Raw genomic sequence first — 18,762 nt, forward strand, 5'->3', positions numbered from 1 at the left:
AGTGCGGTGGTTTTTTCTTTCAAAAAGTATTCCACCGCTTTCACATCGTGGTTGGTAGTTTTTCAATTTCTTTGATACGCTGCGCGTCCGCTAAACTGAAATTCGCTACAATTTCATCAAGGTAATCGTTTGCTTTTTGCGACAAAGAAGGAACTTCTTGAATTTTTGCAGTCGCCGCCAATTTTTGTAGCCAACGAACTTCGACTGTAACACGGAATTTGAGCAAGCCAAATTCGCTAAAAATAGTACGCAAAGCCGTTGTTTTGTCTTGATAACGACCATCAATCGGGGAAATCGCAGTAAGTGCGTTTAATTCCATAAGAAAGAACTCCTAAAGGGTTGAGTAAATTTGTTGTGCCGTTGTGGCGATTTTGCCACGGGAAAAAAGAAACTGATATTTTTTGCCGCCCACTTGACGCCATAGCACCGCCGAGCGAATGCCTGCTAACAGACTTGCGCGAATACGGTGCTGAATGCCTTGTTGTTGCAAATAATCTGGCGCGCCAAGCACCTGAATACGGCTACCGAGCGGGCTGATGACGTCCACATAAATGCTGGCAAGATTGCTTATCATCTGCTCATCAAGTAAATCATAAAAATTGAGCTGTGAAGGCAAATAGGCGATGCGTTGCGCCAATTCCGCCTTTGCTTTTGGCGATTTACTCAGCTTACCCTCCAACGCCAGCAAGCTCACCCAGTAGCGCGTTAGCTCTGCATCTCGGCCATTGAGCTGTTCCATCAAGGTTTGCAAGCCTAATTTTAAGTTTGCCGCATTGCCACCATAAACTGCTAAGGTATTTTCGGGTGAAGTTTGTAATAAGCTTTGTAGGCTGGCGTTGAAAGCTGCATTATCAGCACTGCCGTGATGAGCGAATTGTTTCACTAGCGCAGCCGCTTGGCATACACCAGCAAGGGCAAGGGTGATGTCGTAATAATCTGCCATTTTGCTATGAATGTTGTATGAAAATTGTTATGTGGGCGAGAATCTCTCAAAAACTGGGGCAATATAGCATTTTTCGCCTTGCTTTAAAAGGCAAACAACAAATGAAAGCAAAATGGTAAATTCTTGCTAGGGTCTGTTGATAATTTATTTTGCATTTGAGCTTGAGCTGGCGGCTATTTTTGTGAGAACAAAGCGAATGTGGTAAAGTTTAGTTATTCTAAACAAGCTACAGCCCCTGCACTGTGGCGGTTTTATTTCAATCTATTTTAATAAAAAGGAGAACCCAATGAACGCGATGAAAAAAATCGGCTTAATTTGCACCGCACTTTTCCCACTAGCAACCCAAGCGGAAATTGTTGCGAGCCAAGCCACCATCTTCCCCACAGAAAAAGCAGGGCAGCCAAGTGCTATTTTTATGCTGCTGCAAAACACCGGCAATGAAGCCGTCAATCTGCTTTTCGCCGAAAGCCAACAGCCCGCGCGCCTAGAATTACACGGAATGCACAACGGCAAAATGCACGCACTCAACGGCATTGAAATCCCCGCGAAACAAAGTGTTAGCCTAAAACGCGGTGGCTTACACATTATGGTTTTCGATCTCACCCAACCAATCCAACGAGGCGAAACTTTCCCAATCAAGCTGTTTTTTGATGATGGAGAAGTGGTGGAAGTAAATGCCACAGCTAAATAGCGCCAATTTAAAGTAAATATTATATAAAGGATTTACCAAACCTTTATTGGCTTTCTACTCAACAATCACTAAATTGATCCCTTTATCAATTAAAGCTTGCTGCGTTTGAGGATCTAAACCACTATCAGTAATTACAACATTAATTTTTTCTAATGGGCAGACGATATTTGGGCTACGACGACCAAATTTAGAAGAGTCTGCCAGCACGATAATTTCGCGAGCAGCATTTGTCATCGCTTTACTTACCCCGTGTACTTCATTGAAAGTGGTTAAACCGAGTTGTAAATCAAAACCATCGGTACCAATAAACAGTTTATCAAAAGAAATTTTTCAAAGGTCGATTCAGCAAGGATGCCGTGCAATGACGCAGATCTTGCCCGAAATGTTCCCCCACACATTAATAACTCGTGTTCTTTTTCCAGCGCAGCAAGACTATTCATAATATGCAAGCTATTTGTCATAATCGTCAAATCGTTAAGTTGAGCAAGATGAGGGATCATTTGTAGTACCGTGCTGCCTGAATCAATGATGAGAGAATCACCATCTTTGAGTAATTTAACTGCGGCTTGTGCAATTTTCTTTTTTTGCAGCAAATTGATATGCGTTTTGTTGGTCATTGGCAGCTCAATATCAACCGCTTTTTCCGGTTCCATTAAGACAACACTGCCGTAAGTACGAAGGACTTTCTTCTCTTTTTCAAGTGCGGTGAGATCTTTACGAATTGTTGTTCCCGTGGTAGAGAAATGCTCCGCTAATTGTTCCACAGGTGTTTTGCCATAGGTTTGTAGGTAGTCTAAAATAGCCAGTTGTCTTTCTTTAGGTTTCATAATAAATCCGTTGTTTAGGATTTATCGCAGTTGAATTGCTTCCCTTAAGGCTTGCTGACTTGATTTATCTTTTGGAAAAATAGCCTCAGGCTCAATTTCGCTGTGCAATAATCCTGTTAAATGTGTTATTGGTTTAGGGCGAGAAAATACCGTCAGCCCCTTTAACATTATTGAATCCACAACACGCTGGTTGTGATCAAAAGCAATGGCAATGACAACTTTGGGTTTAAAACGACCTTGTGTTCGACCGATGCCCACATTCCCTAGCTTACACAGTTTTTCAAACGCTTGATTAAATTGCGAAATTTGCCACCAGCCAAGCAAAATTTGTAATAACCACGCGACAACCGCAACAATAATAAGCGAACTTGTAATACTTTGCATAAATTACCTTCCTATTTTAAAGGTTTTTTACTGATTATAAAAACTTATTCAATGAAAGTTTGATTAAAAGCCTGTTGCCAATCCTGTTCAAATTGCTCAATTGCGTAAAAAACCGCAGGATCCGATAAGAATTGCAGTGCCAGTTCAGGGGAAATGGTAATGGCAGAGCAGCCAGTTAATAAGCAATCTAACACCTGACGAGGCGTTTTAAAACTTGCCGCTAAAACTTGCGTATTAGGGCAATGCTGGATAATCAATTGATTTAATTCTTGTGTAACCAATACGCCACTTCCACCCTGGCTGTCAATACGGTTGACATAAGGTGCAATATAACTTGCTCCTGCCAATGCTGCCAAAAACCTTGCCCTGCTCCATACACAGAGGTTCCTAGTGTGGGAATATTTTGAGCAGTGAGCTGTTTAATCGCTTCTAAGCCCGCTAAAGTTACAGGTATCTTAATAACTAAATTTCGGTGCTGTTCACTTAATTTTATCGCTTCTTCAACCATTTTATCAGGGTGATTGGCAAGAATCTGCACAAATAAACGTGTTTTTTCCCCAAGCATATCCCTTAATTCATTTAATATATCAGAAAGTGGACGGCGAACTTTAGCGACTAAGCTCGGGTTTGTTGTTACACCACTTAAAGGGAGAGAACGAATGAATTGTCTTACCTGCACGGTGTCGGCAGTATCCAAATAAAATTCCATCATAACACCTCTTAAGATTAAAACGTGCGGTATGAAAATTTCCCATACCGCAACGTTCAAAGGACTAAAACATCACCTGACCACCGGTAATATTGATAGACTGCCCCGTGCAATATTCTGCTTTTTCACTTGCATAGAAAAGCAGAACATTTAAAACATCTTGATATTCACACCCTCGTTTTAATGGCACTTTATCAATATAAACTTGCTCAACTTGATCGGCTGGAATACCTAATTTTTCCGCATATTGCGGAATCAAAGATTGGAACATTGGAGATTTCAACAGATTCCCTAACATCAAAGAATGCACAGTAATGCCATATTCTGCCAAATCTAAGGCTAAAGACTGGGTAAGCCCAACTCCGCCAAATTTTGCCGCACTGTAGCCTGTATTATGCTTACTTCCCACTTTCCCTGATTTTGAGTTAATTTGAATAATTCGCCCTGCAATCCCTTCACGAATCATTAATTTAGCGAACTCTCTGGCACATAAAAAATAGCCCACTAAATTCACTTTTAATGACGTATCAAAATCCTGTGCTTTAAACTCTGTAATAGGCGCGGCTTTTGCCATTCCTGCGCTGTAAACTAATAAATCAACACGCCCGAATTGAGCATCAATAGCATTGGCCAATTCAACTACACTTTGCTCATTAGTTGCATCAACATAAAAACCTTTCGCACAATCTTTGCCCAATTTTTGGTTGATCTCATTTGCTGTTTTTTCTGCATTCCCTTGATTTAAATCCGCAACAGCAACGGAGTAACCATTCTCAGCAAGTCCTGCACAGAGGAATGCGCCTAAGGTTTGACCGCCACCAACAATGACTGCAACTTTATTTCCCATAATATCAACTCCTAATTTTTTATAATGGTTAAAACATCATTGACGTTTATTTCAACTGGCACATCCCCTTTCAAATGAATCGTGCCGGGATATTCTGCTGTAATAGCCCCATCGAAACGAAAGGTAACGTGCCCTAATTCTTTCAAATTAAAATTTGCCACATCACCCACAGCAGTTATTTCAAAAGATTTATTGTTAATCATTAACACATCACCGCGGCAAACCTCAGCCAAAAGCTCACCGTGCTGATGAAGGAAGCAATAATCCTCAAGATCTGCTGGTACATCTTGCTTAAAGATAATCAGCATATTTTCAGTCAATGCCTCTGGTGCAAATTGCCCAATTTTGGTAAATGTTGTTTGATAAATTGTTGTCATTCTTCTTCCTCATTTTTTAAGTGCGGTACTTTTTTACCGCACTTTTTATTACGACATTTAAGGTAAAAGTTAGTAAATGAACGCGGATACAAACCAAGCAATCAATACTGTTGGCGCACCTGTCAAGAAGCGACTCACTAACACAGAAGGTACCCCCACACGCACCGTGTCTTGTTTCGCTTCAGCCAGAGATAATCCCACTGGAATAAAGTCGCAAGCTGCTTGCGCATTAATGGCGAATAATGCAGGAAGTGCTAAATGAGGAGGGATATTGCCTAACCCAATTTGTACCCCAACTAATACACCGATAACCTGTGCAATGACCGCACCGGGCCCTAAGAAAGGAGATAAGAATGGGAAAGAACAAATTAGAGCAAGGGTAACCAACCCAATTGGGCTATTGGCTAAAGGGGTTAGGCCATGTGCAATCCAATCACCTAAACCAGAAGCAATAATGATCCCAATCAGTGCTGAAACAAAGGCCATAAAAGGCAGGATAGTTTTCAATACCGTATCAATCGTATCTCGCCCTGCTTGGAAAAACACTGCCACAACAGAACCCATTCCCATTCCAACTTTGGCGAGCAACCCATCACTTTGTTCAGTAATTTTTTTCGACGTATCGTAATCTTTCGCCACCTGAGGCTGTTTAACCACTTGCTCACTTGAAGACACTGGAGAATCTGCATCAATCAATTTAATATTGGCTTCTTTCACGGCGGAAGCATAAATATCTTCCACAATAAATTCTGCAAGTGGGCCAGATTTTCCTGTCGCGTGAATATTGATAGTTGGAATACGGCGTTTTGGATAAAGTCCACAGCGTAACACTCCACCACAATCAATAATGGCAATACCAATTTGATCGTTTTCTGGCTCTCCCTCTTTAAAACCATCTACCGCTTCCCAGCCGGTTAAAGCCACAAGATGATCGACAATACTTGGACGCGTACCTGCTGTCATATAAAGGATTTTTTTACCGGGCTCTACTGGCACGGTTAAAGGGCCGCCCCAACCACCATTACCTTTTTCAATATAAAGTGCTTTTGCCATAATCTGTTTCCTCCCTTAGAGATGTACTTCGCGATCGAGTTTAATGCCCATACGTTTTTCAAAGATCGCTGTTGTGAAATCCGTGATCCAACCGCGGAAAAAGTTCGTCACCATACCCACTAATAAATAGCTCACCGCTAATGGGCCTAAGGGTAAACCAAGGGTAGTCAAGCCATTGGCAATCCCTAAATAAACAAATAACTCTCCAGGATTAATATGTGGGAATAAACCATTCATAGAGTGGCAACTATAAGAGGCCGCTGCGTAATAACTGGGTTTATAACGTTCAGGTAAGAATTTACCTAAACTTAATGTCATTGGATTACAGAAAACAAATGTGCCAAAAACAGGAAGGATTAAATAACGAGAAATAGGATTACCCGCACTACGTTGTGCTAAACGTTCAATGCGATCTTGACCAATAAATTTGATCAAGGCGTTCATTACGACTAATAAAGAAATTAACAATGGCAAAATTCCTGTGACCATACTCACCAAAAACCTCGCCCCCTTTTTGGAATAGCCCTATAAACCATTCCGCACTATGTGTAATAAATTCCATCTCACACCTCTCAAAATGAAAGTTTTTAAGGTTGATTTCTGATTAACTAATTAATCATTGAAAGCAATAATATTTCATTTTGAAAGCTTGTTCTGTGATCAAGATCTCAATTATGCAAAATTCTTTTATTTTGTAAATAATTTTTGTTTTATTGAAAGATATAAGTATCTAAATAAAAGAGTATTACCAATTCAAACTAAACTTAATATTCCTTACTCCCCCGATCGATTCTCTTCCCCTGGTTGCCAATCAACCTTGCCGCCTGCGAGCAGGGTGAGCATCATTGATTTGGTTTCTTGTTCGAGTTCTTTGGCGCGGGCGATCATTCGTTCGTTGCTAAATACGGAAATTTCAGGATCGTAAAGGCTTGCCATTTCGGCTAAGCCGTGGCGATCGCGGTGGTAGTAAAATTCTGCGATTTGTTTGGCTTTTTCTTTGTCCATACCAAGCTGTTCTAAGGCTAAACGGCCGCTTCGGATCGCTGAGTCGAAAGTTTCTCGCACAATATTTCTTGCCCCAGCACGGTATAAATCATAAACGTGCAGACGATCATAAGCACGGGTGATAATCGGTAAATTTGGGTAAAAGCGATGTGCGAAGTGGGCGATTTGTATAGCTTGTTCTTTGTCATCAAGGGCAATCACTAATAATTTGGCTTTCGCAATGCCCGCAGTTTCTAACAAGTCAGAACGTGAGCCGTCGCCAAAATAGGTTTTTAAACCAAAGCGCGATAAGCCTTCCACCAAGGTGGCATCGTAGTCAATAACCGTAGGCTTGTAGCCGCAACTCATTAACATTCCGCTGATAATTTGTCCGTAACGTCCGTGGCCGATAATGAGTACATCATTTTGATCTTCAATGGTGTCGTTTTCGCGCTGTTGTTGGTGGCTTGCACGCGGTACGATCAGTTTATCGTAAGCAATAAATAAGAAAGGTGTGAGCAACATTGAAATGGCCACGGCAAGTAATAATTTGTCAGTGATTTCTCTTGGTAGAATACCATTTTGTTGGCTGAAAGAAAGTAGCACAAAACCAAATTCCCCCGCTGGAGCAAGGCTTAGAGCGAATAAATTACGGTTAAGGCGATCCAAACGGAATATTAACCCAAGCCCCCATAAGACAATGGCTTTGATAAGAATAAATAATAGCGTGATGCCTAAAATCACCGCGAAGTCATTGAATAATAAGCTGAAATTAATATCTGCGCCTACGGTAATGAAAAACAAACCAAGCAATAAGCCTTTGAACGGTTCAAGATTGCTTTCTAGTTCGTGGCGATATTCACTATTTGCTAATACCACGCCTGCTAAGAATGTGCCTAAGGCAGGCGAAAGGCCGATAGCCGACATCATCGCTGCAATGCCGATCACCAATGCTAAGGCAAATGCGGTGAAAATTTCACGAGTTCTTGATGCGGCAATATAGCGGAAAATCGGGCGCGCGAGAAAATAGCCACCAAAGATGATTGAGCCAATCACGCTAAAGGTGATCAGGGTTTTGACATAATTATTCACCCCGTCTAATAAATTGTCTGAATGTTGCTCCGCGCTATGCAGACTATCAATCAATTCAGGCGAGGCAAGCATTGGCAAGAACGCTAAAATCGGAATGATGGCAATATCTTGAAACAGCAGCACGGAAAAACTGCTTTGTCCCCCGGGGCTATTCAGCAAATGCTTTTCCCCCAAGGTTTGCAACACAATCGCAGTGGACGACACTGCCAACACACAGCCAATGGCAATGCTCATTTCCCAGGTAAAATTAAGCAAATGGGCAACACCTGCAATCGCGCCAATGGATAGAATGACCTGTAAGCCCCCCAAGCCGAGCAATTTGGTGCGTAACGCCCATAGCATTTTAGGATCAAGCTCTAAACCGATTAAAAATAACATCATCACCACGCCAAATTCAGCAACGTGTTGCACGCGTTCGGTTTCCTGTCCGACTAAGCCTAAAATTGGCCCAATCGCCACCCCTGCCAACAAATAGCCCAGCACTGAGCCTAATCCCAAACGTTTAGAAACTGGCACGGCCACCACGGCGGCAAAGAGATAGATAAACGCGGAAGTCAGTAATGATGTCATAAGCAAACCTATTGTCTATGGATAGTCTTGATATTGTACTTGATCTAGCGATAAATCCTAAACGCAAGTGCGGTGTTTTTCCCTAAAAAATAAAGGCTGTCTTGCTGCTCGCCTTTTTAACTTATTGATTATGCCAAGAAAATTAACCTGCACAAAAATTTCATAAAAAACACCGCACTTGATTTTTATCATAAATATTGGCTAGAGCCCTGTGCAAAAACAACGTAAAATCATCGTGTCTTTGTCATCATTTATAGAACCTAAAAGGAGAAAATATGGATAGAAGAAAATTCCTGCGTCTTGGCGCATTAAGTTTATTCAGTGTAAACAGCTTATCGCTCAATGCGGCGGAGCAAAATACTACGGTAGCGTTACGCATTATTGCCACCACGGATATTCACGGCTTTTTGACGGATTTTGATTATTACAAAGATGCGCCTACGGATAAATTCGGTTTTACCCGTGCAGCAAGCCTGATTGCAAGCGCACGTCAAGAAGTGAAAAACTCGGTATTAGTGGATAATGGCGATTTAATTCAAGGCAACCCGATTGCCGATTATCAAGCTGCCAAAGGAGATAAAGAAGGTAAACCAAATCCGTCTATTTTAGCCCTAAATGCAATGCACTATGATGTGGGAACGATTGGCAACCACGAGTTCAACTATGGCTTAGATTATTTAGATCGTGCCATTAAGCAAGCTCATTTCCCTATTATCAACGCCAATGTGGTGAAAGCCAGCGATGATCAGCCTTATTTCCAACCTTATTTTATTCAAGAAAAAAGCGTAACAGATAATGCTGGCAACAGGCATCAAATCAAAATTGGTTATATTGGCTTTGTGCCGCCACAAGTGATGGTGTGGGATAAAGCCAATTTAGAAGGCAAAGTAAAAGCCTACGATATTAAGAAAACCGCAGAAAAATATGTGCCAATCGTGAAGGCTCAAGGGGCAGATATTATTGTTGCACTGGCGCACACTGGCCCTTCGGACGAACCTTATAAAGAAGGTGAAGAAAATGCCGCCTTCCATTTAGCCGATGTCAAAGGCATTGATGCCGTGATCTTCGGCCATTCGCACCGCTTATTCCCAAATAAAGAATTTGCTAACAGCAAAGGGGCGGATATTGAAAAAGGCACAATGAACGGCGTGCCAGAAAGTATGGCGGGTTATTGGGCAAATAACATCAGCGTGGTGGATCTCACCTTAAATCAATATAATGGTAAATGGTTTGTTACTGACGGCCGTGCAGCCTTGCGCCCGATTTATGATGCAGATAAGAAAAAAGCGCTTGTGGGCAATCACCCTGAAGTTGCAGCATTACTTGCGCCAATCCACGAAGCCACTCGAGCCTTTGTAGCACAGCCGATTGGAAAAGCCTCTGATAATATGTATAGCTTCCTTGCCTTGTTCCAAGATGATCCAACGGTACAAATCGTAAACCAAGCGCAACAAGCCTACGCCGAAAACGTGGTGAAAAATCTGCCTGAGCTAGCGGGTATTCCAGTGTTGAGTGCCGCTGCGCCATTTAAAGTCGGTGGACGTAAAAACGATCCAAGCGCTTATGTAGAAGTGGATAAAGGCGATCTCACTTTCCGCAATGCGGCGGATCTCTATCTTTACCCAAATACCTTGGTGATTGTCAAAGTGAGCGGTGCAGAACTCAAACAATGGCTTGAGTGCAGTGCGGGAATGTTTAACCAAATCGCTCCAAATAGCGACAAACCACAATCTTTGTTAAATTGGAACGGTTTCCGTACTTATAATTTCGATGTGATTGACGGGGTGAACTATGAAATTGATGTTACCCAGCCTGCCCGTTATGACGGTGAGTGCAAGCTCATTAATGACAAGGCGTCGCGCATTGTTAATCTCACCTATCAAGGCAAGCCAGTGCAAGATAGCGATCAATTCTTAATTGCGACCAATAATTATCGCGCTTATTCCGGCAAATTCCCTGGCACAGGTGATGCGCACATCGTCTTTGCTTCCCCTGATGAAAATCGTCAAATTTTGGCAAACTACATCAGCCAAACCACCAAAGAAAAAGGCGAAGTGATCCCTTCTGCCGATAATAACTGGAAACTTGCTCCAATTGCCTCCACTCAGCCATTGAAAGTACAAGTGGAAACGTCCCCAAGCGATAAAGCAAAAGCCTTCATCAAGGAAAAAGCGCAATATCCAATGGACTACGTTGGGCAAGATGAACTAGGCTTTGCGGTTTACCAAATAAATTTAAACAAAAAATAGACCGCACTTTCATTTTTACACTATGGCTTTACACTATGGCGATGCTAACCCATCGCCATTTTTCACAATGATACTATTTAAGGAGTGAATATGACATTATCAACATTACCTTTGCACGCTGACACTGTGGGCAGTTATTTACGCAGTGCGGCGCTGAAACAAGCCCGTGAACAATTCAACGCCGGCGAAATTGATCGTGCCACCTTAACTCGTATTGAAGATCAAGAAATTGAAAAATTAGTCCAAGCACAGTTAGATGCCGGTTTAAAAGTGCTTACTGATGGGGAATATCGCCGCTCATTTTGGCACATTGATTTTCTTGAAAATTTAAACGGCATTGAAGGCTATGAGCCTGAACACGGTTATAAATTTAATGGCGTTGAAACCCGAGCTTATAACACACGCTGTTGTGGCAAAGTGTCGTGGAATCCTAATCACCCTTTTATTGAGCATTTCAAAAAGCTCAATGCCATTGTGGCTGAGCGTGGCATTGTGAAATACACCATTCCAAGCCCAAACCAGTTAATGTACCCCGTTCAGTGGGATCACGGTGTGTATGCCAGCCGTGCAGAATTTGCAAAAGACGTACAACAAGCCTATAAAGATGCCATTCAAGCCTTTTATCAAGCAGGTTGCCGTTATTTACAATTTGATGATGTTTATTGGGGCTCTTTGTGCAACAATCACGACAAACCTGAATTTGCCGCAGATAAAGCCCAAGCCTTGGAAAATATTCAAGTGGTACTTGCTGATAAACCCAAAGATATGATCATCACAACCCACGTTTGCCGTGGCAACTTCCGTTCAACTTATTTATTAAGTGGCGCTTATGATCCTGTTGCCCCTGAGCTATTCGGTCAAACACAATATGACGGCTATTTCCTTGAATATGATGATGAACGCTCTGGTGGATTTGAGCCCTTAAAATATTTCGCTGGCAATAAAGGACGTGTTGTACTTGGCTTAATCAGTTCTAAATTTCCAACCTTAGAAGACCCTGCCACAGTAAAAGCTCGCATTGCCGAAGCCGCTCAATATGTGCCACTTGAGCAACTCTGCCTTAGTCCACAATGCGGTTTTGCCTCCACCGAAGAAGGCAATATTATGACAGAGCAAGAACAATGGGCGAAAGTGCGTTTAGTTGAGCAAATTGCCGCTGACGTTTGGGGCAAAGACTAATCTTTGCGATAAATGCTTCTTTTCAAAAGTGCGGTGAAAAAACACCGCACTTTTTCTTTTACCAATTTCTTAATCTGTGATCTTGCTCACGTGGGGTTTATGATTTTTGTCATATCTGCCTTTAACGCTCTCCTTTAAACTGCGAGTAACTATTTATTCATACCAATATTGGGAGGAAAATATGCAGTTTAACTGGAGCGTAGATGGCAGTATTGTCGGGCTTTATATTTTATTAAGCCTTGTTGTCGGCATTCTTGTGCGAAAATATGTAAAGAATGTGAATGATTTCTTGGTGGCTGGCAGAAATGTGGATTTGCACGTTGGGATTGCCTCTTTAGCCGCCACTGAGTTTGGCATTATAACCTGTATGGCGGCAGCACAGCTTGGCTATAAATACGGTTTTGCGGGAGCCACAGTGGGGTTAATTATGACCATTGTAATGTTCACCGTAGGGAAAACAGGATTTTGTATTGAACCTTTACGCAAAGCGGGTGTGGTAACCATTCCAGAGTTTTTTGAATAAATTTGGTAAAAAAGTCCGCTGGGCTGCCGGTGTGGTCATTGTGCTTGGTGGCTTGCTGAATATGGGCGTTTTCTTACGCACCGGTGGTGAATTTTTAGTTGCTGTGGCGGGGCTTAAACCAGAATATTTAGAAATCACGATGACAATTTTATTGCTTGTGGTGGCGTTATATACCATTTTAGGTGGAATGCTCTCCGTTCTGGTTACCGATTATATGCAGTTTATTTTAATGAGTGTTGGCTTGGTGCTAACCACTTGTACGATTTTCTATCAGGTGGGCTGGGATACCTTATTTGATACTGCAATTTCTAATTATGGCGCTGGTGGTATTAATCCTTTTGCTAATCCTAATCTTGGTTGGCAATATGTGCTTTATACTGCTTTAGTGCTGACTGCGACAGTGCTAACTTGGCAAACAATGGTTTCTCGTGTGTTGTCAGCAAAAGATGCCAATGTTGCGAAAAAAATGTACACACGCACTAGTTTATTTTATATCGTACGTTCATTAATTCCTGTGATGTGGGGCGTTGCTGCGTTAGCTTTCGTAAGTTTAGAAAGTGTGGGCGGAAAACCAATCCAAGCAATGCCAACAATGCTTTCTATTGTGATTCCAACAGGGATCATTGGTTTGCTTGTCGCGGCTATGTTGGCGGCAGATATGTCCACAAACTCTTCTTATTTATTAGGTTGGGCAAGTGTTATTTACAATGACGTATTGATTATTTTCCATAAAAATAAATGGTCAGAACGTAAATCTATTGCTGTCAATCGCGTATTAGTGGCATTAATTGGGGTTTTCTTACTGTTCTATGGGTTGTGGTATCCATTAAAAAGCGACTTGTGGGTATATATGACACTCACAGCAACCATTTATTCCGTTGCTGTTTCCACCCTATTGATTTCCGCTTGTTATTTCAAAAAAGCCAATAACTGGGGGGCTTATGCCACCATTGTTGTGGGTGCTTTAACGCCACTTTCTTACTTAATCGCACAGCAGATTCCTGCACTTGAACCTATTGCAGCAAAAATTGGCCCTTATTATTCGGGTATTGCTGCGTTTGTGTTTGCTTGGATTGCAATGATTGTTGGTTCATTATTGAAAAATACGTTACGCAAATAAGGGGGAAATATGACAGATCTAATCATTCTCTTTTGGAAAGGACTCATCTTATTCGGGCTAAGTTGGTATATTTGCACGATTTTTATTGTTGGTTTTAAAGGCTTTCAAAATATCAAAACGATGTTAGGAGTAGGCAAATAATGAAAAAAACTAACGTGGTTTTAATTGTTGCCGATGATTTAGGCTATTGGGCGCTTGGTTGCTATGGGAATAAAGAGGCGATTACGCCCAATATTGATAAATTAGCGCAGCAAGGTAAAAAATTTAACGATTTCTTTTGTGTTTCCCCTGTTTGCTCCCCTGCAAGAGCCTCAATTTTTACCGGCAGAATTCCTTCTCAACACGGAATTCACGACTGGTTGGAAGAATGGGAAAATGGTGCGACTACAGAACATTATTTAAAAGGGCAATCGACTTTTGTAGATCGCTTAAAACAGCATAATTATCTTTGTGCAATGAGTGGCAAGTGGCATTTAGGTATGGCTGACACGCCACAATGTGGTTTTGATTATTGGTATTCCCATCAGCGTGGCGGTGGCCCTTACTTCAATGCACCAATGTATCGAGATGGTATATTAATTGAAGAACCCGACTACATTACAGATAAAATCACCGATTATGGGCTAGACTTTATTGAGAAGGTACATAATGCCGATCAGCCATTTTTTTCTCAATCTAAGTTATACCGCCCCCATTCCCCTTGGGATCGAAAAAACCACCCACAGGAAATATTGGATCTTTATGCGGATTGTCAATTTGCATCTTGTCCTCGAGATCCTTATCACCCTTGGAAAATTTATGAAACCTTTGAAGGTGATGAACAAGAACGATTAGAAGTGTTAAGGGGATATTTCGCAGCCTTAACCGCAATGGATTTTAATATTGGAAGAATTATCACCGCACTTGAGGAAAAAGGCATTTTAGAAAACACGCTCATCATTTTCACCAGTGATAACGGTATGAATATGGGACATCACGGTATTTTTGGTAAAGGGAATGGCACAAGCCCTGTGAATATGTTCGACACGTCCGTAAAAGTGCCGTTTATTCTTTATCACAAAAATCATTTATTAACAGGTGAAATAGATAACCTGTTGAGCCATTACGATTTCCGCCACACCTTGTTGGAATACCTCAATATCAGTGATGAAGATCAGGCACAGGTACGTTATCCTGGAAAAAGTTTCTCTACTTTATTAAAACAAGAGCCCACAGATTCACGAGAAGAAAATCATCTTGTGATCTTTGATGAATACGGACCAACTCGAATGATCCGCAATCGATCTTTTAAATATATTCATCGCTATCCTGATGGGCCTTATGAATTTTATGATCTGCGTAACGATCCTGATGAACACCATAACCAAATTGATAACCCGGATTATCAACAACAGATCGCCCAAATGCGGCGTGAGTTAAACCGGTGGTTTAATCAATATATCAATAAAGAAATTGATGGTGCAACCTTGCCTGTTTACGGCGGCGGACAGCGTACGCTTGCGGGCGAATGGGGTGGCTATGCCGAAAACACGTTCAACAAATATACAAGCCATTTTGTTTTTTCCGCAGACGGAAAACTACAGCAAAAATCTGATGTAAAAGTGAAAGAAAAAATTCAGTAACCTAGTAACATAAGCGCGAAAGATAAAAAGTAGGAAACCATTTCCTACTTTTTTATTGCCTTACAATTATTTTATCACTAACGCTGCAGCGCCTTTTACGCCAGCGGAATCAAGCAGTTGGCTTGGTTTGATTTGCAGGTTTTGTAGGGATACGCCTAAGGCATAGTGCGGTAGGAATTTTTGAACTTTTTCGATGATGAAATCCGGCGGATTTTGCGACCCCACCAGCCAGTACAATAAGTTCAGGATTAAAAATATTAATCAGCACGCCTAAGCCGTAAGCCAAATATTTTGCGAAGCTATCCACCACTTGCAGCGCGAGATGATCGCCTTTTTTGGCGTATTCAAAAATATGATGTGCTTGCAGGGAATCTAAATCCGTGGAAAAACGTTGGAAAAACTCACCGCACTTTTGTTTATCTGTTTCTGGAGCGCTAAGAAGTTTTTTGGCTTCCCGCACTAATCCTGGGGCGGAAGTATAAGTTTCTAAGCAGCCTGTTAAACCACAGCCGCATTTCATTCCTTGTTCGTTCACCATAATATGGCCAAACTCGCCCGCGCAGCCGCCCGAACCAGACAACACCTTGCCGTTTAGCAAAATGCCTGAAGCAATGCCCGTGCCAATTGGCACAACAATAAGATTCGCCACACCTTGCCCTGCGCCGAATAAATGTTCTCCCAAGGTAATGGCTCGCACATCGTTTTCCACCACCACATTTTTATGAGAGATTTCTTCCATTAATTGCTTGGCATTGAAATCATTGCCCCAAGAAAAATTAGCCGCGATTTTAACGATCGCTTGATCCACCACAGGGCCTGGAATTCCCAAGCCGATGCCTGCTAATTGTGCTTCTGAAAGTTGATGTTGTGCAAGCAAATCCAAAATGGTCTGCCAAATGCGAGAAAAAGTGGATCTTGCCCCTTGCTGAGATAAAGTCGGAATGCTCTGTTCTGCAAGAATATTAAAATGGTTGTCTAAAATGCCGATTTTTGTGTTCGTGCCGCCAATATCTACGCCTGCGTAATATTTCATCATCAACTCCATTTATTTTGCTAATCTTAAATTTCAACATAACTGATTTAGCCAACTCAGACTATGATAAATATCATAGTTTTACCGTGATAAAGATCACAATTTAATAAAATAACAAAGGGTTCACATTTAGAGATAAAAAAATCTGCTCATAATGAGCAGATTTTATAGGAATGGAACTAAAATTAGTTTTTCGCCACAGCTGCCGCTTTCACGATCACCGCGAATGCAGGCGCTTTTAATGAAGCACCGCCTACTAATGCACCGTCAATGTCTGGCTGAGTGAATAATTCTGCGGCGTTGGCATCATTGACTGAACCGCCGTATTGAATGATCACTTGATCTGCTACCGCTTGAGATTTCGCTGCGATATGGCCACGAATGAAAGCGTGTACCGCTTGAGCCTGTGCTGGGGTGGCTGATTTGCCTGTGCCGATTGCCCAAATTGGCTCATAGGCAATGACTGCGCCATTGAATGCTTCCACGCCTAATGCGTTGATCACGGCATCAATTTGGCGTGCGCACACTTCTTCTGTTTTGCCTGCTTCGTTTTCCGCTTCAGATTCACCAATACATAACACAGGCACTAAGCCCGCTTCTTTCAGTGCGGCGAATTTTTTGGCAATAAATTCATCGCTTTCTTTATGATAAGTGCGACGTTCAGAATGGCCGATGATGATATATTTCGCACCGAAATCTTTTAACATTGCCGTTGAAATATCACCAGTAAACGCACCTTGTACGTTTACATCAACATTTTGTGCGCCTAAGGCAATTTGGCTGCCTGCAAGCGCGGCTTCAGCTTCGGCTAAATACATCACTGGCGGTGCGATCGCCACATCACAACCGTTTACGCCGACTAATTCTGCTTTTAAGCCTTCGATTAGCTCTTTGGTAAACGCTTTGCTACCGTTTAACTTCCAGTTACCCATAACTAAAGGACGACGTGCCATAATTTTTCTCCATAGTAATTAACAAAAAATAACCGCATTACTATATCAAATTTTTTCTACGCTTCCGTTGATTTTAGGCAAATTTGAAAAATTTTTTTGTAAAAAGATGATTATTGTGCATTAAAAAGCTACAATCCACTGTATAGATTTCACAAAAAATCATCAATATGAAAATTTTTAAAGCTGAACAATGGAATTTAGAGCTGTTGCTGCCCCTTTTTGAGCAATATCGACTTTCACAGGGAATGGCGGAAAATCCTGACCGTACCTTAACATTTCTCACCAACCGTATTCGCTTTAGTGAAAGCATTTTCTTCCTTGCGGTGGACGCTCAAAACCAAGCGCTTGGTTTTATTCAGCTTTATCCTCGCCTTTCTTCCTTACAACTGCAACGCTATTGGCAACTGACAGATATTTTTGTGTTGCCTCAACAAAATTCTACGGAAATTTACACCGCACTTATCGCCAAAGCCAAAGAATTTGTGCGTTATACGCAATCTTCCCGTTTGGTGGTGGAACAAGATCCGCAGCAACAATCCTTGCTAGAAATGGCGGGCTTTCGTGCTAATCCCGAAAAGCAGATTTTTGAACTTCGGTTGTAATCAAAGGTCTAATTTTCACCTTAATCACAATCTAATTTGGAGAACTATAATGAAATCAGTAAAACACATTCTTTCTGCCTTAGTGGTTGGCTCAGCGGTGTTAGCTAGCGTGCCAAGCTATGCGACAGACTGCGCAGTCACTAACGTAAATTTAAAAAAGGCGCATCATCAGCCAATTACACGGGTAAAATCAAAGGCTGGCAATGTCGCAGTTATGCGTTTTATGCCAAAGAAGGGCAAACCTTAACCGTAAATTTAAGAGCCAAAGGCGCGGCGGAAGCCATTATGTACGGCGAAGATGATTTCGTACCAAACACGCCATATATTTTACCAAGAACAGGGCGCTATGAAGTGCGCGTGCTACAACCGAAAGCACAATCCATCAAAAAACTTACATCAAGCTATAAGATGAATATTAAAATTCAATAAGCTAATGAGCTAAAAGAAAAAGTGCGGTGGAAATTTGTTAAATTTTTTCACCGCACTTTTTTATTTCTTCAATTTAACTTAATAAGCCACTAACACTTCTTTTTCGCTGATAGTGTCGCCGTAAACAGGCAATAAGGTTTTGTCGTAAGCTTGTTTTAACACGCCCTCTTTACCTAATTTTTCAATTTCTTGATCTAACCACGCGAGCAATTCAGTATCACCTTTTTTCACTGCTGGCGCGATGAAATCTTGATCGCCAAGGGTTTTAATACCAACGGTAAAACCCGGGTTTTCTTTTGCCCAAGCAAACAGCAAGGTGTTGTCGTGGGCGAGTGCATCACCGCGTCCATCTCTTAAGGCTTCAAAGGTTTCCGTGTTTTGTTCAAATTTTAATAATTTGATGTTCGGATAATGTTTGCTGAAATAAGCATCTGCCGTCGTGCCTTTGTTCACCAATAATGTTTTGCCTTCTAACTGATTGATGTCGGTGATAACCGCGCCATCTTTTGACACCATACCCAACGCCACTTGCATATAAGGTTTGGCGAAATCCACCACTTCTTTACGCGCTGGGG

Annotated in this window: 16 protein-coding genes and 5 pseudogenes; 8 read left to right on the forward strand and 13 right to left on the reverse strand. The window is 41.7% G+C overall.

The features are described 5' to 3' along the window. Positions 1-319, reverse strand: a pseudogene (locus C3Z13_RS04895) (lyase family protein); the annotation flags it as partial. Positions 320-331: 12 nt separating this feature from the next. Next, positions 332-943: a high frequency lysogenization protein HflD gene (gene hflD / locus C3Z13_RS04900; RefSeq protein ID WP_103855187.1), complete on the reverse strand. Its 612-nt coding sequence runs from the start codon at positions 941-943 to the stop codon at positions 332-334. A gap of 286 nt (positions 944-1,229) precedes the next feature. Between hflD and C3Z13_RS04905 the strand changes: the two genes are divergently transcribed. Then, positions 1,230-1,634 (forward strand): copper chaperone PCu(A)C, encoded by a 405-nt coding sequence (locus tag C3Z13_RS04905; protein ID WP_103855188.1) that lies wholly within the window; start codon positions 1,230-1,232, stop codon positions 1,632-1,634. Between the two features lie 54 nt (positions 1,635-1,688). Here the strand turns inward: C3Z13_RS04905 and srlR are convergent. The 8 genes and pseudogenes from srlR to C3Z13_RS04945 all read right to left on the reverse strand — a co-directional run bounded on the left by srlR (position 1,689) and on the right by C3Z13_RS04945 (position 8,477). After that, positions 1,689-2,461: pseudogene (gene srlR, locus C3Z13_RS04910) on the reverse strand (glucitol operon DNA-binding transcriptional repressor SrlR). Between the two features lie 21 nt (positions 2,462-2,482). Then, positions 2,483-2,845 carry a transcriptional regulator GutM gene (gene gutM, locus C3Z13_RS04915; RefSeq protein ID WP_103855189.1) on the reverse strand — a complete coding sequence of 121 codons (363 nt, stop codon included), beginning with the start codon at positions 2,843-2,845 and terminating at the stop codon, positions 2,483-2,485. A gap of 44 nt (positions 2,846-2,889) precedes the next feature. Continuing rightward, positions 2,890-3,557 (reverse strand): annotated as a pseudogene (locus tag C3Z13_RS04920) (transaldolase family protein). Positions 3,558-3,618: 61 nt separating this feature from the next. Then, positions 3,619-4,401 carry a sorbitol-6-phosphate dehydrogenase gene (gene srlD, locus C3Z13_RS04925; protein ID WP_103855190.1) on the reverse strand — a complete coding sequence of 261 codons (783 nt, stop codon included), beginning with the start codon at positions 4,399-4,401 and terminating at the stop codon, positions 3,619-3,621. Positions 4,402-4,412: 11 nt separating this feature from the next. Beyond that, positions 4,413-4,778, reverse strand: a complete 366-nt coding sequence (gene srlB, locus C3Z13_RS04930) for a PTS glucitol/sorbitol transporter subunit IIA (protein ID WP_103855191.1) — start codon at positions 4,776-4,778, stop codon at positions 4,413-4,415. A 69-nt stretch (positions 4,779-4,847) separates the two neighbouring features. Further along, entirely contained in the window at positions 4,848-5,831 is a 984-nt protein-coding gene (gene srlE / locus C3Z13_RS04935) for a PTS glucitol/sorbitol transporter subunit IIB (protein WP_103855192.1), read from the reverse strand. Between the two features lie 15 nt (positions 5,832-5,846). Continuing rightward, positions 5,847-6,393, reverse strand: a pseudogene (srlA, locus tag C3Z13_RS04940) (PTS glucitol/sorbitol transporter subunit IIC). A 212-nt stretch (positions 6,394-6,605) separates the two neighbouring features. Continuing rightward, on the reverse strand, positions 6,606-8,477 hold the full coding sequence (locus tag C3Z13_RS04945) for a monovalent cation:proton antiporter-2 (CPA2) family protein (RefSeq protein WP_103855193.1): 1,872 nt from the start codon (positions 8,475-8,477) through the stop codon (positions 6,606-6,608). Positions 8,478-8,752: 275 nt separating this feature from the next. Here C3Z13_RS04945 and cpdB point away from each other — a divergent pair, with 275 nt between their 5' ends. The 4 genes and pseudogenes from cpdB (at position 8,753) to C3Z13_RS04965 (ending at position 15,170) form a co-directional block, all read left to right on the forward strand. Further along, entirely contained in the window at positions 8,753-10,726 is a 1,974-nt protein-coding gene (cpdB, locus tag C3Z13_RS04950) for a 2',3'-cyclic-nucleotide 2'-phosphodiesterase (RefSeq protein WP_103855194.1), read from the forward strand. Positions 10,727-10,816: 90 nt separating this feature from the next. After that, the gene (locus C3Z13_RS04955) at positions 10,817-11,905 is read left to right on the forward strand and encodes a 5-methyltetrahydropteroyltriglutamate--homocysteine S-methyltransferase (RefSeq protein ID WP_103855195.1); all 1,089 of its coding nucleotides are present in this window, start codon (positions 10,817-10,819) and stop codon (positions 11,903-11,905) included. A gap of 181 nt (positions 11,906-12,086) precedes the next feature. Then, positions 12,087-13,548 (forward strand): annotated as a pseudogene (locus C3Z13_RS04960) (sodium:solute symporter family protein). A gap of 140 nt (positions 13,549-13,688) precedes the next feature. Continuing rightward, positions 13,689-15,170 (forward strand): sulfatase family protein, encoded by a 1,482-nt coding sequence (locus tag C3Z13_RS04965; RefSeq protein ID WP_181022014.1) that lies wholly within the window; start codon positions 13,689-13,691, stop codon positions 15,168-15,170. Positions 15,171-15,279: 109 nt separating this feature from the next. On the opposite strand, the gene C3Z13_RS04970 is transcribed toward C3Z13_RS04965, so the two are convergent. Both C3Z13_RS04970 and tpiA read right to left on the reverse strand, forming a co-directional pair. Then, positions 15,280-16,206, reverse strand: coding sequence for an ROK family protein (locus tag C3Z13_RS04970; protein ID WP_245872558.1), 927 nt, complete (start codon positions 16,204-16,206; stop codon positions 15,280-15,282). Positions 16,207-16,388: 182 nt separating this feature from the next. After that, positions 16,389-17,156 (reverse strand): triose-phosphate isomerase, encoded by a 768-nt coding sequence (gene tpiA, locus C3Z13_RS04975; protein WP_103855197.1) that lies wholly within the window; start codon positions 17,154-17,156, stop codon positions 16,389-16,391. A 167-nt stretch (positions 17,157-17,323) separates the two neighbouring features. Here tpiA and C3Z13_RS04980 point away from each other — a divergent pair, with 167 nt between their 5' ends. The 3 genes from C3Z13_RS04980 to C3Z13_RS11665 are packed head-to-tail and all read left to right on the forward strand — an operon-like array spanning position 17,324 to position 18,187. Further along, positions 17,324-17,758 carry a GNAT family N-acetyltransferase gene (locus C3Z13_RS04980; protein WP_103855198.1) on the forward strand — a complete coding sequence of 145 codons (435 nt, stop codon included), beginning with the start codon at positions 17,324-17,326 and terminating at the stop codon, positions 17,756-17,758. A gap of 49 nt (positions 17,759-17,807) precedes the next feature. After that, a complete protein-coding gene (locus C3Z13_RS04985) occupies positions 17,808-18,005 on the forward strand; it encodes a hypothetical protein (protein WP_103855199.1) in 198 nt (65 codons plus the stop codon). A gap of 38 nt (positions 18,006-18,043) precedes the next feature. Further along, positions 18,044-18,187 carry a hypothetical protein gene (locus tag C3Z13_RS11665; protein WP_181022015.1) on the forward strand — a complete coding sequence of 48 codons (144 nt, stop codon included), beginning with the start codon at positions 18,044-18,046 and terminating at the stop codon, positions 18,185-18,187. A 78-nt stretch (positions 18,188-18,265) separates the two neighbouring features. Here C3Z13_RS11665 and C3Z13_RS04990 read toward each other — a convergent pair. Beyond that, positions 18,266-18,762, reverse strand: a 497-nt coding sequence (locus C3Z13_RS04990; protein ID WP_146256869.1) for a transporter substrate-binding domain-containing protein, incomplete at its 5' end; no start/stop codon positions are given.

The sequence above is a fragment of the Avibacterium endocarditidis genome (assembly GCF_002921145.1).
Classification (GTDB): Bacteria; Pseudomonadota; Gammaproteobacteria; order Enterobacterales; family Pasteurellaceae; genus Avibacterium; species Avibacterium endocarditidis.